Origin of the sequence: Nocardioides mangrovi (genome assembly GCF_020073815.1) — a bacterium.
GTDB classification, from domain to species: Bacteria; Actinomycetota; Actinomycetes; order Propionibacteriales; family Nocardioidaceae; genus Nocardioides; species Nocardioides mangrovi.
Map to the genome: position 1 here is coordinate 79,986 of NZ_JAIQZJ010000007.1, position 12,866 is coordinate 92,851.

The following is a 12,866-nucleotide window of genomic DNA, read 5'->3' on the forward strand; positions in this document are numbered from 1 at the left end:
GTGCGAGCCATGACGAAGTGGGAGTACCTGACCGCGCCGATCCTGACGCATGCCGCGAAGCAGATCCTGGACAACTTCGGGGCCGACGGCTGGGAGCTGGTGCAGATCGCGCCGGGGATGAACCCCGAGAACCTGGTCGGCTACTTCAAGCGGCCCGTCCAGTGAGCGCGCCCGAGGACCGCCTCGCCGAGCTCGGCCTCGCCGTACCGGCGGTGGCGAAGCCGGTCGCGGTGTACATCCCGGCCGTGGCCTCCGGCGACCACGTCTTCACCTCCGGCCAGCTGCCGATGCGCGACGGCGAGCTGATGCTGACCGGCAAGGTCGGCGGGGAGGTCTCCGCGGAGGAGGCCGCCGCCTGCGCGCAGCAGTGCGCGCTCAACGCGATCGCCGCGGTGAAGTCCGTGGTCGGCGACCTCGACCGGGTCGCCCAGGTCGTCAAGGTCGTCGCGTTCGTCGCCTCCACCCCCGACTTCACCGGTCAGCCGCAGGTCGCCAACGGCGCCTCCGAGCTGCTCGGCAAGGTCTTCGGAGTCGCCGGCGTGCACGCCCGCTCGGCCGTCGGCGTGCCGGTGCTGCCGCTCGACGCCCCGGTCGAGGTCGAGATCGTGGTCCGGGTCTCGTGAGGATCCCGCTGCCGCCGGTCCCGCTGCCGGACCGGTTGGTCGACGTCGCGCGCGAGTACGCCGAGGGACGCCAGACGCCGGCCGAGCCGCGCAACGCGGCGACGGTGATCCTGATGCGCCCGTCGGCCGACGGGCCGGAGCTCTATTACCTGCGCCGCCAGGTCTCGATGGCCTTCGCGGGTGGCATGTGCGTCTACCCCGGTGGCGGCGTGGATCCCCGCGACTTCGACGCCGAGGTCGGCTGGGCCGGCCCGCCGCCGTCGGCCTGGGCCGCCCGGCTCGGCTGCGACGAGGAGACCGCGCGGGCGCTGGTGTGCGCCGCCGTGCGCGAGACCTTCGAGGAGTCCGGGGTCCTGCTCGCCGGTACGTCGGACACCACCGTCGTCGCCGACACGACCGCGGACGACTGGGAGGCCGACCGGGTCGCCCTGGAGTCCCGCGACCTGTCGCTGACCGACTTCCTCACCCGTCGCGGGCTGGTGCTGCGCACCGACCTGCTGGGCGTCTGGGACGCCTGGCTGACCCCGATCTTCGAGCCCAAGCGCTACCGCACGTGGTTCTTCGTCGCGTCGCTGCCGGAGGGGCAGGTGACCCGCGACGTGTCGACCGAGTCGTCGGAGGTCGCGTGGATCCCCGCGCGCACCGCCGCCGTGCAGGCCGACACGGGCGACCTGGCGCTGATGCCCCCGACGTACCTCACCTCGATGGAGATCGGCGAGCACGCCTCGCCCGCGGAGGTGCAGGAGGTCGCGGCGTCGCGGTCGGTGGAGATGTTCTGCCCGACCGTCGAGCCGCTCGGCGAGGGCTGGACGCTGTCGATGCCGGACCGGCTGCGGCCGCTGGTGGCCGCGCGGCGGCGCGCGTGAGCCCCTGGGAGGGCGGCTCCTTCGGCGCGCGGGGCGAGTGCCTGCTCGCACCCAACCCGAACATCATGACCCTCGACGGCACCAACACCTGGGTGCTGCGCGAGCCGGGGGCGAGCCAGGTCGTGGTCGTCGACCCGGGTCCGATCGAGGACGGCCACCTGGGCCGCCTCGTCAGCGAGCTCGGCGACGTCGGGCTGGTGCTGCTCACGCACCACCACTACGACCACGCCGAGGTGGCCCACGAGTTCGCCCGGACGAAGGGCTGCGCCGTGCGCGCCGTCGACCCGGCGTACTGCCTCGACGCCGACCCGCTCCGCGACGGCGAGGACCTCACGGTCGACGGGCTGTCGCTGCGGGTGCTGACCACGCCCGGGCACACCGCCGACTCGGTCTCCTTCGTGCTCCCCGGCGACGGCGCGCTGCTGACCGGTGACATGGTGCTCGGCCGCGGGACCACGGTCGTTGCGCACCCCGACGGTCAGCTCGGCCCCTACTTCGACTCGATCTCGCGGATGCGCGAGCTCGTCCTCACCGGCGAGGTCTCGACGCTCTGGCCCGCGCACGGACCCGTGCTCGCCGACGCCCTCGGCGTCCTCGACTTCTACCTCGCCCACCGCCGTGAGCGGCTGGCACAGGTCGAGTCCGCGCTGCGCGAGCTCGCCGTACCGCTCTCGGCCGAGCTCGCCGAGGACGACACCCTGCCCCGCCGGGTCGTCGAGGTCGTCTACGCCGACGTCGACGAGTCCCTCTGGGGCGCGGCCGAGCTCTCCGTCCGCGCGCAGCTCGCCTACCTCGCCACCCGCGAGTCGTAGGTTCAGGACGCCCGAGTCGTAGGTCCGGGACGGTTGAGTCGGGGCCAGTCGACGTCCACAGGTGCGGCCCGGACCGGATTCTCCCCAGGTTGTCGCCGGGCTGAGGGTGATCGGTCGCGCCCTGTCCGAGGGTGCTTCCATGACGAGCTGGCCCGAGGCACCCTTCACCCGTGCAGGGTGGACCGACGCGCAGATCCGGTGTGGCGTCCGCAGGGGAGAGATCCGACTCGTGGTCCGCGGCGTGTACGTCGTCGCTGATCGTCCCGACTCACTCGACCTCAGGGCCCAGGCTCTCGCCACCGTCCTGCCTCCTCACCACGTCGTGACCGACCGGACGGCGGCGTGGCTACACGGGGTCGATGCGCACGTGTACGCCGAGCACGACGTCGTACCCGCAGTGGAGACGTGTGCGTTGCGCGGTCGGGAGCCGTGCGGTCGTCAGGATGTCGACGGTCGCACCCGAGACCTCCGTCCGGAGGACATCGAGACTCTGCACGGGGTGGCGGTCACGACGCCGCTGCGCACGGCCCTCGATCTCGGCTGCTGCCTGCGTCGGCGTGAGGCGTACGCCGCCCTCAACGCGCTCGCCCGCGCCTTCGCCATGACGTCGACCGACTTCAAGCGGGCCATGCCGCGCTATCGGCGCCGGCGTGGCGTCGTGCAGCTCCGCGGCCTGGTCGGACTCGTCGACCCCAGGATCGAGTCGCAACGCGAGTCGTGGGTGCTGCTCGCGATCGCCGATGCCGGGATGCCGCTCCCCGAGCCACAGGTCTGGGTCGAGCGGGACCCCGGGCTGCGCTACCGCCTCGACTTCGCCTACCGGCGCCTCAAGGTGTGCGTCGAGTACGACGGCGAGGACGCCCACGCCGGGTCCGACCAGCGGGCATACGACGAGGAGCGGCGTCGCTGGCTCCGTGAGCACGGCTGGGTGGTGATCGTCCTCCGCAACGGCGACTTCACCGGCGACGCGCTCGAGCGGTGGCTCCGCGAGCTCCGCGAGGTGCTCGTTCCGACGTACTCGAACCGCCGCTGGTGACCGGAACCTACGGCTGACGTGTCCGGGACCTACGAGTCGCGCGTCCGGAACCTACGAATCAACGCGAGGCCGAGGACGACCAGGGCGAGGGCGCCGAGGGCGTAGGCCCAGCGGGGGAGACCGCCGCCGTCGTCCGCCCAGTCCGGGGTGGGGCGATCGACGGTGGGGTGGTCGGACGACATCAGGGCGGTCGCGACGGTCAACTGGCCCACGACGTCGGTGGTGCCGATGGACCGGTAGGGCTGGCCGCCGTCGAGCGAGAGCAGGCCGAGGTCGTAGCTGTCGTAGCCGCTCTCGGCGTCGCGGGTCGTCGCAACCACCGCGGTGTCGTCGTCGATCCAGCCCAGGGTCTCCACGACGCGGAGGTCCGCGTCGGCGGATCCGGCCGAGTCCGAGGTCGGGGCGTAGCGGCTGATCGCGGGGCCGTCGTCGCCGTTCCGGACGGCCGTGACCGTGGCCGCTCCGGTCCCCGTCGCCCGCGTCGACGTCGACGAGAGGATCGATCCGTCGTCGGGGACGGGGGTCCGCGTGAGGTGCTCGCCGTCCCACCGCACCAGCTGGTTGCGGACGACGGCGACGGACCCGTCGTCGGCGATGCCGCCGGACTGCCAGTCGCCGCCGGGCAGCGTCTCGCTGGTCGTCCCGCCCTCCTGCACGCGGCCGGCCACGGAGTGGCCGTAGCGGCCGCCGTTCTGGCTCCAGCCGGTGATCACCTGGCCGGTCCACAGCAGCCAGCGGCCGGTCGGCGACGACGAGAGGCCGGTGACCAGCGTCCCGAGGCCGGCCTGCCAGGTCGGCAGGGTCACCCGGGTCACCGAGCCGTCGCGGAGGTCGACCACCCGCAGGCTCGTGTCGCCGGGCTCGGTCCGCGCGTAGTAGGCCAGACGGGTGCCGTCGGGGGAGAGGGTGAGCTCGGTGCCGAGACCCGTCGGGTCGCCCATGTCCGGCAGCCTCAGCCGGTGGTAGGCACCGTCCCGGGCACCTACGACGACGACCACCACGTGGGAGGTGCTGCGGCCGGTCACGAAGGCCGCGGCCGCCGTCCCGACCGCGAGATCCGGCTCGGTGCCGAGGCCGGAGGGGGGGTCGTAGATCCGGCTCGGCACGCCGCCGGCGGAGTCGGCGACGGGCGGCTCGTCGCGCGTCGGCAGCCAGGCCGCCAGGCCGGCCACGAGCGCCAGCACCGCGACCGCCGCGGCCGCGGTCAGCGCGCGGCTGCGGTGGAGCGAGCGGCGGCCGCGCGCCCAGGTGTCGTCGGGGACGTCGGCGACCGGTGCGCGGTCGGCGATCCGGTGGAGCTCGTCGTGCAGGGTCATGGCGTCCTCCCGACGAGGTCGGCGAGCTCGGGGGCGAGGGTGCGCAGGCGGGCCAGCGCCTGGCGCCCGGTGGACTTCACGGTGCCGGACCCGATGCCGAGCACCTCGGCGGTCTGCACCTCGGTGAGGTCCTCGAAGTAGCGCAGCACGAGCACGGTGCGCTGCTTGGCGGTCAGCCGGGCCAGGGCGGCCTCGAGGGTGAGCCTCAGGTCGACGTCGGCGTCGCGCGCGGGGGCGTCGTACCCACCGAGGCCGTGCTCGCGGGCGTGGCGGCGGCTGCGCCACCAGGAGATGTTCTGCGTGTAGAGGATCCGGCGCACGTACGGCTCCGGGTCGCCCTGGATCCGGTGCCAGGCGCGGGCGGCCTTGAAGAGCGCCGTCTGGACGAGGTCCTCGGCCAGGTGCGCGTCGCCGGTGAGGAGGTACGCCGTGCGCGACAGCGCGGGCGTGCGCGCGAGCACGAACGCGCGGAACGCGTCCTCCTCGTCGGCGTGTGCCATGGGCTCGAGACCCCCTTTCACCCCCTCAGACGCTGCAGAGGGTGTGCCCGGGGGTCACCCGGGCCGAAACTTCTCGGATCGAGCGTCAGCGGGCGCGGCGCGAGAGCCGCTCGACGTCCATGATCACGACCGAGCGGGGCTCGAGGCGGAGCCACCCGCGCGAGGCGAAGTCGGCGAGCGCCTTGTTGACCGTCTCGCGGGAGGCGCCGACCAGCTGGGCGAGCTCCTCCTGGGTGAGGTCGTGGTGGACGTGGACGCCGTCGTCGGCGGTGCGGCCGAAGCGGTCGGCGAGGTCGAGCAGCGCCTTGGCGACGCGGCCGGGGACGTCGGAGAAGACCAGGTCGGCGACGACGTCGTTGGCCTTGCGCAGCCGGCCCGCCAGCTGGGCGAGCAGCCCACGGGCCACGACCGGGCGACCCTCGAGCCACCGCAGGAGGTCCTCGTGCGAGAGCGAGGCGAAGGAGGCGTCGGTCACCGCGGTCACGGTCGCCGAGCGCGGGCCCGGGTCGAAGAGCGAGAGCTCGCCGAACATCTGGCCGGGGCCGAGGATGGCGAGGAGGTTCTCGCGGCCGTCGGACGAGGTGCGTCCGAGCTTCACCTTGCCGTCGAGCACGATGTAGAGCTTGTCCCCGGAGTCACCCTCGTGGAAGAGCACGTCGCCACGGCGGAGCCGGGTCTCGGCCATCGACGCCCGCAGCGCCGTCGCCGCCTCGTCGTCGAGCGCGCTGAACAGCGGTGCCTGACGGAGTACGTCGTTGTCCACCCATGCCTCCTGGGATCATCGACCCGCGCACACGGGTACCGGAAGTGATCCTATCCAGTGTGGAACGTCACGCAGTACACCCGGTGCACATCCGGTCCGCGTGGCGTCGGTGCCCCGCCGTACCCTGGGGCGCGTGCCTGCCGCCGAGACCCGCACCGGACTGGTCCGCCGCGCCCGCAAGATCGACCGGGTGCTCACCGAGACCTACCCGGACGCCCGCTGCGAGCTCGACTTCGCCAACCCCTTCGAGCTGCTCGTCGTCACGGTGCTGAGCGCCCAGACCACGGACAAGCGGGTCAACGCCGTCCGGCCCACGCTCTTCGCCGCCTACCCCGACGCGAAGGCGATGGCCGCCGCCGACCGGGCCACGCTCGAGGGCATCGTCGGCCCGCTCGGCTTCTTCCGCGCCAAGACCGAGTCGCTGCTCAAGCTGAGCGCGGCCCTCGTCGAGCACCACGGCGGCGAGGTGCCGCCGCGGCTCGACGACCTGGTGAAGCTCCCCGGGGTCGGCCGCAAGACCGCCAACGTGGTGCTCGGCAACGCCTTCGGCATCCCGGGCATCACCGTCGACACCCACTTCGGGCGGCTCGTCCGCCGCTTCGGCTGGACCGAGGAGACCGACCCGGTCAAGGTCGAGCACGCCATCGGCGAGCTCTTCCCCAAGAAGGACTGGACGATGCTCAGCCACCACCTGATCTGGCACGGGCGGCGCCGCTGCCACGCGCGCAACCCCGCGTGCGGCGCGTGCCCGATCGCGACGTGGTGCCCGGCGTACGGCGAGGGCCCGACCGACCCCGTCGCCGCCGCCAAGCTGGTGAAGACCGAGGGCCGAGCATGAGGCGAGCCCTGCTGGCCGCCACCGCGGCGGCCGTGCTGCTGCTGTCCGGCTGCAACGCCGACGACATCAAGCCGCCCGGGCAGGCGGAGGTCGACGTCGACACGCCCCACCTGCGCGCCCTCAAGAAGCAGACCGACGTCGCCGACTGCCGGACGGGCGACGCCACGGACGCGGGCCTGCCCGATCTCACCCTGCCCTGCCTCGGCGGTGGACCCTCGGTCGACCTGTCGTCGCTGGAGGGACCGGTCATCGTCAACCTCTGGGCCTCCTACTGCGGCCCGTGCCGCAAGGAGATGCCGGCGCTCCAGGCCTTCTACGAGCAGTACGGCGACCAGGTTCCGGTGGTCGGCGTCGACTACCAGGACCAGCAGCCGGACGCCGCGCTCGAGCTCGCGAAGAAGTCCGGCGTGACCTATCCGCTGGTCGCCGACCCCGGGGGCGACCTCAACGCCAACGCCCCGGTGCCGGTGATCCGCGGCATCCCCTTCTTCCTCTTCGTCTCCGCCGACGGCGAGGTCACGGCGGCGCCCGGAGGGGTGGACTCGGTCGACGACCTGGTCGACCTCGTCGGGAAGAACCTCGGGATCTCCCTGTGAGCGGGCCGGACGCGCCAGGGCTCCCGGACTGGCTCCGTCCCGTCGAGCGGGCCGCCCGCGAGATCCGGGCCGAAGACCTGACCCGCTTCGTGCCCCCGCCGGGCAGCGATGCCCGCGCCGGCGCGGTGCTGATGCTCTTCGGCGAGGGCGACGCGGGCGGCGAGCTGCTGCTCACCGAGCGGGCCCACGACATGCGCTCGCACCCCGGGCAGGTCTCGTTCCCCGGCGGGTCGCTGGACCCGGGCGAGGACGTCGTCGAGGCTGCTCTCCGTGAGGCGGAGGAGGAGGTCGGGGTCGCCCCCGACTCGGTCACGGTGTTCGGCCGCCTGCCCGAGCTCTGGCTGCCCCCGAGCAACTTCGCCGTCACCCCCGTCCTCGGCTGGTGGCGCGAGCCGAGCGAGGTCTCCGTGGTGAGCCGGGCCGAGGTGCACGCCATCCACCACGTCCCCCTCGCCGAGCTCGTCGACCCCGAGCACCGCATCACCGTCCAGATGCCGCGCGGCGGCTACCAGAGCCCCGGCTTCCTGATCGGGCCCGACCACGACGTCATCCTGTGGGGCTTCACCGGCGGGATCATCGCCCGGCTGCTCGACTTCCTCGGCTGGTCGCGGCCGTGGGACGAGTCGCGGGTGCGCGACCTGCCGGCGTACATGTTCAGCGGCCGCGAGCGCCGCGCCCGCGACGAGCTCCTCGACATCCTCGAGGACGAGGAGGACGACGCGTGAACCTCCTCGACTGGCTCCTCGTGGTGCTCGTCCTCGCCTACGCCCTCTCGGGCTACTGGCAGGGCTTCATCACCGGCGCCTTCGCCACCGCGGGGCTGCTGCTCGGCGGGCTCTTCGGCGTCTGGCTCGCGCCGGTCGCGCTCGGCGACGCCGACCCGTCGCTGCTGGTCTCCCTGGGTGCGCTCTTCATCGTCATCATCGCGGCCTCGCTGGGCCAGGCGGTGTTCCAGTTCGCCGGCTCGCGGATCCGGGAGAAGATCACCTGGCAGCCGATCCGCGCCATCGACGCGGTCGGGGGAGCGGCGCTCAGCGCGGTCGCCGTCCTCATCGTCGCCTGGGCGCTCGGCGTCGCGATCTCCGGCTCGCGGATCAACGGCGTCACCCCGATGGTGCGCGGCTCCGCGGTGCTCGGCGAGGTCGACAAGATCCTGCCGGACTCGGCCGACGGCGCGCTCCAGGCCTTCAACGACGTCGTCGGCACCAGCTTTTTCCCCCGCTACCTCGAGCCGTTCGCACCCGAGCGGATCGTCGAGGTCGGGCCGGGACCGAAGCGGCTGCTGCACGATCCGGACGTCGAGCGGGCCGCGGCCAGCGTGCTGAAGATCCGCGGCACCAACGACTGCGGCCGCGGCGTCGAGGGCTCCGGCTTCCTCTACGCCCCCAACCGCCTGATGACCAACGCCCACGTCGTCGCCGGCGTCGACGACCCCGAGGTCAACCTCGGCGACGACACCGTCCCGGCCCAGGTCGTCTACTACAACCCCGACCTGGACGTCGCCGTCCTCGCGATCGACAGCGGCGACACGCCGGCGCTGCAGTTCGACCGCACCGCCGGGGCGGGGGACGGCGTGGCCGTGCTCGGCTACCCGGAGGACGGCCCGTACGACGTGCAGCCGGCGCGGATCCGATCCCAGCAGCGGCTGCGGTCGCCCAACATCTACGGCACCGGCGCCGTGATCCGCGACGTCTACTCCCTGCGCGGCCTGATCCGGCCCGGCAACTCCGGCGGCCCGCTGCTGTCCTCGGCGGGCGACGTGGTCGGCGTGGTCTTCGCCGCGTCGGTCACCGACCACGACACCGGCTACGCGCTCACCGCCGACCAGGTGTCGGCGGGTGCGGATGCCGGACGTGCTAGCTCCACCGAGGTCTCCACCGGGGACTGTGCGGGCTAGTCCCTCAGGACTTGCCGCGCAGGGCGTTGGGGATCTCCTTGCCCTGCTCGATCGCCCGCTCGGGCGCCTTGACCCGCTTGACCTGGCGGATGCCCAGCCAGACCAGGAGCGCGGCCACCAGCAGGTAGAAGCCGAAGACGATGAGGAACGCCCAGTGGAGGGCGAGGCCGTCGCCGTTCCAGTTGATGAAGTAGGCGAGCGAGACCGAGAACATGATGATCGCCAGGACCATCAGGAACGCGGCCGCGAGGAACATCCCGATTCCGGCACCGCCGGCCCGGACGCTCACCTTCAGCTCGGACTTCGCGAGCTGGATCTCCTTCTGGATCAGCGTGGAGATGTCCTTGGTGGCGTCGTGCACCAGTCGCCCGATGGTCGGGTCCTCGTCCTGCACCTGGTCGGCCATCATCATCCTCGCGTCGTCGGAACTGCTCGCCCCGACCTTACCCATCACGCGGGTCAGAGATAACGCAGCCACAGGTACGGCGCGCACAGCGTGACCAGCACCGCGGTGACGACGAGTCCGTACTTGGTGAACTCCCAGAACGAGATCGGGTGACCCTCGCGCGCGGCGATGCCGAGGGCGACGACGTTGGCCGAGGCGCCGATGGCGGTCGCGTTGCCGCCGAGGTCGGCGCCGAGCGCGAGCGCCCACCAGAGCACGTGCCCGGACTCGCCGTGCCCGGCGGCCAGCTCGGCGACGATCGGGCTCATGGTGGCGACGTACGGGATGTTGTCCACGACCGCGGACAGCACGGCCGATCCGAAGAGCAGCACCATGGTGGCCAACGGAAGTCGGCCCTCGGTCCAGCTGGCGGTCGCCTCGGCGACGTGGTCGATGACCCCGGTCTCGACCAGCCCGCCCACCATGATGAACAGGCCGGCGAAGAACGCGAGGGTCGGCCACTCCACCTCGCGCAGCGCGTCGGCGACGTCGATGTCGGTGATCAGGAGGAGCAGACCGGCGCCGAGCAGGGCCACCACCGAGGGCTCGTAGTGGAGCACGGGGTGCAGGACGAAGGCGAGCATCACGAGGACGAGGACGGCCAGCGACTTGACCAGCAGCAGGCGGTCGGTGATCGCCTCGCGCTCGTTGAGCCGCATCACCGACGCGACCCGCTCGGCGTCGTGGACGAAGTCGGCCCGGAAGAGCCACCGGCACAGCAGGCAGAACACGACCATGAGGACCAGCACGATCGGCGCCAGGTGCACCAGGAAGTCGTTGAAGCTGAGGCCGGCGCGCGCGGCGATGATGATGTTCGGCGGGTCGCCCACGAGGGTGGCGGTGCCGCCGATGTTCGAGGCGAAGACCTCGGCCATCAGGAACGGCACGGGTCGCAGGCCGAGCCGCTCGCACACCAGGAACGTCACCGGCGCGATCAGCAGGATCGTCGTCACGTTGTCGAGGAGTGCCGAGGCCAGCGCGGTCAGGCAGCAGAGCATGACCATGAGGGCGTACGGCCGCCCCCGGGTGCGCTTCGCCGCCCAGATCGCGACGTACTCGAAGACACCGCTCTGCCGCAGCACGGAGACGATCAGCATCATCCCGAGCAGCAGGAAGATGACGTTCCACTCGATCCCCGTCTCCTCGGAGAAGAAGGCGTGGTCGGCATCGGTCACGTGCAGCAGCAGCATGATGGCCGCGCCACCGAGCGCCACCGCGGTCCGGTGGATCTTCTCGGTGACGAGCAGCCCGTAGGCGCAGAGGAAGACGATGACGGCGGCGACGGCCACGGGCGGCTCCTGGGGTCGGATCGACGATCGCCGACCAGACTTCCCGGCACACCCGGGGCACCACCCTAGCGGGACCGCTCCCGGTCGCGCTCCGGTGGGATAGCGTCGAGGCCGTGAAGGCACGCGACCTGGCCATCCCCTTCCCGGCCGTGCGGGAGGACCAGCCGGCGCTGCAGGCGGCGCGTCTGCTCGTCGAGGAGGGGCGGCCCGGGCTGATCGTGGTCGACGAGCACGACCACCCGGTGGCCGTGCTCCCGGGCTCGCAGGTGCTGCGCCTGCTGATCCCCGGCTACATCCAGTCCGACCCGACCCTGGCCGCCGTCGTGGACGACGACTTCGTCGACCACATGTGCGACACGCTGGAGGGCAAGACCGTCGCCCAGCTCCTGCGCAAGGACCGGTCCAAGCTCCCGCTGGTCGAGGCGGACGACTCCGTGCTCCAGGTCGCCGCGCTGATGGCGGCCGAGCGGAGCCCGCTCGTCGGTGTCGTCGAGGGGAAGGGGGCGGCCTCGCCGCTCCTCGGCGGGATCACCCTCTCCGCGGTGCTGGGCGAGCTCCTGCCCACCGACCGGATCAGCGGTCCCTGACGTCGGTGTCCTCGAAGGCGTCGGGGACACCGTCCTGGTCGCTGTCGACCTCCTCGGCCTGGCACATCCGCCGGTAGGTCCGGTTGCGCATCCGCAGCAGCACGGCCGCGAGGCCGGCGGAGGCGACCGAGCCGACGAGCACCGCGACCTTGACCAGCTCGCCGGTCGCGGAGTGGTCGTCGAACGCGAGCTCGCCGATCAGCAGCGAGACGGTGAACCCGATCCCGGCGAGCATCGACATCCCGACGACGTCGATCCAGGACAGCTCGTCGTCGAGGTCCGCGTGCGTGTAGGTGTGCAGCAGCCAGGTGCTGACCAGGATGCCCAGCGGCTTGCCGATGAGCAGGCCGCAGATGATGCCGAGCGCGACCCGGTCCTGGAGGGCGTCGCCCATCCCGGCCCAGCCGCCGACCGACACCCCGGCCGCGAAGAAGGCGAAGACCGGGACCGCGAAGCCGGTCGAGATCGGGCGCACGAGGTGCTCGAGGTGCTCCGCGAGGCCGGGCCCGTCCTGGCCGTCCCGGCGCAGCACCGGCACCGTGAAGGCCAGCAGCACACCGGCGACGGTCGCGTGGACGCCGGACGCGTGCACCAGTGCCCAGGCGACGAGCGCGAGCGGCACCAGCGACCACCAGGTGTGGATCCGGCGCTGCACCAGGAGCCCGAAGAGGGCGATCGGGACCAGGGCGAGCACCAGGTAGGTCGGGTGCAGCTCGTCGGTGTAGAAGACGGCGATCACCGTGATCGCGAGCAGGTCGTCGACGACCGCGAGCGTGAGCAGGAAGGTGCGCAGCCCGGCCGGCAGGTGGGTGCTGATGACCGCGAGGACCGCCACGGCGAAGGCGATGTCGGTCGCGGTCGGGATCGCCCAGCCGCTCAGGTCGTCGGTCCCGAGGTTCCAGGCGACGTAGATGAGGGCGGGCGCCACCATCCCGCCGACGGCGGCCGCGACCGGGAGCGCGGCGCGGCGCGGGTCGCGCAGGTCGCCGGCGACGAACTCACGCTTGAGCTCCAGGCCGGCGACGAAGAAGAAGATGGCCAGCAGCCCGTCGGCCGCCCAGCCGCCGACCGACAGGTCGAGGTGCAGCTGGTCCGGGCCGATCACCCGGTCCCGCAGGCTGGCGTAGGAGTCCGACCAGGGGGAGTTGGCCCAGACGAGGGCGAGCGTCGCGGCCAGGAGCAGCAGCACGCCGCTCGTGGTCTCGGCGCGCAGGACCTCAGCCGTGCGGGACGTCTCGAGCCACGAGCCGCGGGCGAAGAGCCGCGGCGTACGGCGGGGGGTGCGGGTCACGGTGGTC

The 12,866-nt window shown here is 72.5% G+C and carries 16 protein-coding genes; 10 read left to right on the forward strand and 6 right to left on the reverse strand.

The features are described from left to right. Nucleotides 1–9 precede the first annotated feature (9 nt). The 5 genes from sp36 (at nucleotide 10) to K8U61_RS25670 (ending at nucleotide 3,337) form a co-directional block, all read left to right on the forward strand. Nucleotides 10–165 (forward strand): Sp36 family protein, encoded by a 156-nt coding sequence (gene sp36, locus K8U61_RS12905; protein WP_224123438.1) that lies wholly within the window; start codon nucleotides 10–12, stop codon nucleotides 163–165. Further along, nucleotides 162–623, forward strand: coding sequence for a RidA family protein (locus K8U61_RS12910; protein WP_224123439.1), 462 nt, complete (start codon nucleotides 162–164; stop codon nucleotides 621–623). Before sp36 ends, K8U61_RS12910 begins: the two co-directional genes overlap by 4 nt. Continuing rightward, nucleotides 620–1,489, forward strand: coding sequence for an NUDIX hydrolase (locus tag K8U61_RS12915; RefSeq protein WP_224123440.1), 870 nt, complete (start codon nucleotides 620–622; stop codon nucleotides 1,487–1,489). The genes K8U61_RS12910 and K8U61_RS12915 overlap by 4 nt, the downstream gene beginning before the upstream one ends. Next, nucleotides 1,486–2,301 carry an MBL fold metallo-hydrolase gene (locus K8U61_RS12920; protein ID WP_224123441.1) on the forward strand — a complete coding sequence of 272 codons (816 nt, stop codon included), beginning with the start codon at nucleotides 1,486–1,488 and terminating at the stop codon, nucleotides 2,299–2,301. Before K8U61_RS12915 ends, K8U61_RS12920 begins: the two co-directional genes overlap by 4 nt. Before the next feature lie 139 nt (nucleotides 2,302–2,440). Next, nucleotides 2,441–3,337 (forward strand): type IV toxin-antitoxin system AbiEi family antitoxin, encoded by an 897-nt coding sequence (locus tag K8U61_RS25670; protein ID WP_504739626.1) that lies wholly within the window; start codon nucleotides 2,441–2,443, stop codon nucleotides 3,335–3,337. Between the two features lie 29 nt (nucleotides 3,338–3,366). On the opposite strand, the gene K8U61_RS12930 is transcribed toward K8U61_RS25670, so the two are convergent. From K8U61_RS12930 to K8U61_RS12940, 3 genes are all read right to left on the reverse strand, one after another. Next, on the reverse strand, nucleotides 3,367–4,653 hold the full coding sequence (locus K8U61_RS12930) for a hypothetical protein (RefSeq protein ID WP_224123443.1): 1,287 nt from the start codon (nucleotides 4,651–4,653) through the stop codon (nucleotides 3,367–3,369). Next, entirely contained in the window at nucleotides 4,650–5,153 is a 504-nt protein-coding gene (locus K8U61_RS12935) for a SigE family RNA polymerase sigma factor (protein WP_224123444.1), read from the reverse strand. Before K8U61_RS12935 ends, K8U61_RS12930 begins: the two co-directional genes overlap by 4 nt. Before the next feature lie 85 nt (nucleotides 5,154–5,238). Next, nucleotides 5,239–5,916: a Crp/Fnr family transcriptional regulator gene (locus tag K8U61_RS12940; RefSeq protein WP_224123445.1), complete on the reverse strand. Its 678-nt coding sequence runs from the start codon at nucleotides 5,914–5,916 to the stop codon at nucleotides 5,239–5,241. Between the two features lie 133 nt (nucleotides 5,917–6,049). Here K8U61_RS12940 and nth point away from each other — a divergent pair, with 133 nt between their 5' ends. From nth to K8U61_RS12960, 4 genes are read left to right on the forward strand one after another with little or no spacing between them, the layout of a single operon-like run. Continuing rightward, on the forward strand, nucleotides 6,050–6,754 hold the full coding sequence (nth, locus tag K8U61_RS12945; protein ID WP_224123446.1) for an endonuclease III: 705 nt from the start codon (nucleotides 6,050–6,052) through the stop codon (nucleotides 6,752–6,754). Then, a complete protein-coding gene (locus tag K8U61_RS12950) occupies nucleotides 6,751–7,350 on the forward strand; it encodes a TlpA family protein disulfide reductase (RefSeq protein ID WP_224123447.1) in 600 nt (199 codons plus the stop codon). Before nth ends, K8U61_RS12950 begins: the two co-directional genes overlap by 4 nt. Further along, nucleotides 7,347–8,075: an NUDIX hydrolase gene (locus K8U61_RS12955; protein WP_224123448.1), complete on the forward strand. Its 729-nt coding sequence runs from the start codon at nucleotides 7,347–7,349 to the stop codon at nucleotides 8,073–8,075. Before K8U61_RS12950 ends, K8U61_RS12955 begins: the two co-directional genes overlap by 4 nt. After that, entirely contained in the window at nucleotides 8,072–9,247 is a 1,176-nt protein-coding gene (locus tag K8U61_RS12960) for a MarP family serine protease (protein WP_224123449.1), read from the forward strand. Before K8U61_RS12955 ends, K8U61_RS12960 begins: the two co-directional genes overlap by 4 nt. 4 nt (nucleotides 9,248–9,251) lie before the next feature. On the opposite strand, the gene K8U61_RS12965 is transcribed toward K8U61_RS12960, so the two are convergent. Both K8U61_RS12965 and K8U61_RS12970 read right to left on the reverse strand, forming a co-directional pair. Beyond that, nucleotides 9,252–9,653, reverse strand: coding sequence for a phage holin family protein (locus K8U61_RS12965; protein WP_224123450.1), 402 nt, complete (start codon nucleotides 9,651–9,653; stop codon nucleotides 9,252–9,254). A 53-nt stretch (nucleotides 9,654–9,706) separates the two neighbouring features. Next, nucleotides 9,707–10,981, reverse strand: a complete 1,275-nt coding sequence (locus K8U61_RS12970; RefSeq protein ID WP_224123451.1) for an ArsB/NhaD family transporter — start codon at nucleotides 10,979–10,981, stop codon at nucleotides 9,707–9,709. A gap of 113 nt (nucleotides 10,982–11,094) precedes the next feature. On the opposite strand from K8U61_RS12970, the gene K8U61_RS12975 reads away from it, so the two are divergent. Then, complete coding sequence (locus K8U61_RS12975; protein WP_224123452.1) at nucleotides 11,095–11,568, forward strand: CBS domain-containing protein; 474 nt, start codon at nucleotides 11,095–11,097, stop codon at nucleotides 11,566–11,568. Here K8U61_RS12975 and nhaA read toward each other — a convergent pair. Then, complete coding sequence (nhaA, locus tag K8U61_RS12980) at nucleotides 11,555–12,859, reverse strand: Na+/H+ antiporter NhaA (RefSeq protein WP_224123453.1); 1,305 nt, start codon at nucleotides 12,857–12,859, stop codon at nucleotides 11,555–11,557. The genes K8U61_RS12975 and nhaA overlap by 14 nt on opposite strands. Nucleotides 12,860–12,866 lie beyond the last annotated feature (7 nt).

What these genes read in the sequence shown, in the direction of transcription:
- K8U61_RS12950 (WP_224123447.1), top strand. Translation starts at nt 6,751, where the DNA reads ATGAGGCGAGCCCTGCTGGCCGCCACCGCGGCGGCCGTGCTGCTGCTG.
- K8U61_RS12930 (WP_224123443.1), bottom strand. Translation starts at nt 4,653, where the DNA reads ATGACCCTGCACGACGAGCTCCACCGGATCGCCGACCGCGCACCGGTC.
- K8U61_RS12965 (WP_224123450.1), bottom strand. Translation starts at nt 9,653, where the DNA reads ATGGCCGACCAGGTGCAGGACGAGGACCCGACCATCGGGCGACTGGTG.
- K8U61_RS12935 (WP_224123444.1), bottom strand. Translation starts at nt 5,153, where the DNA reads ATGGCACACGCCGACGAGGAGGACGCGTTCCGCGCGTTCGTGCTCGCG.
- K8U61_RS25670 (WP_504739626.1), top strand. Translation starts at nt 2,441, where the DNA reads ATGACGAGCTGGCCCGAGGCACCCTTCACCCGTGCAGGGTGGACCGAC.
- sp36 (WP_224123438.1), top strand. Translation starts at nt 10, where the DNA reads ATGACGAAGTGGGAGTACCTGACCGCGCCGATCCTGACGCATGCCGCG.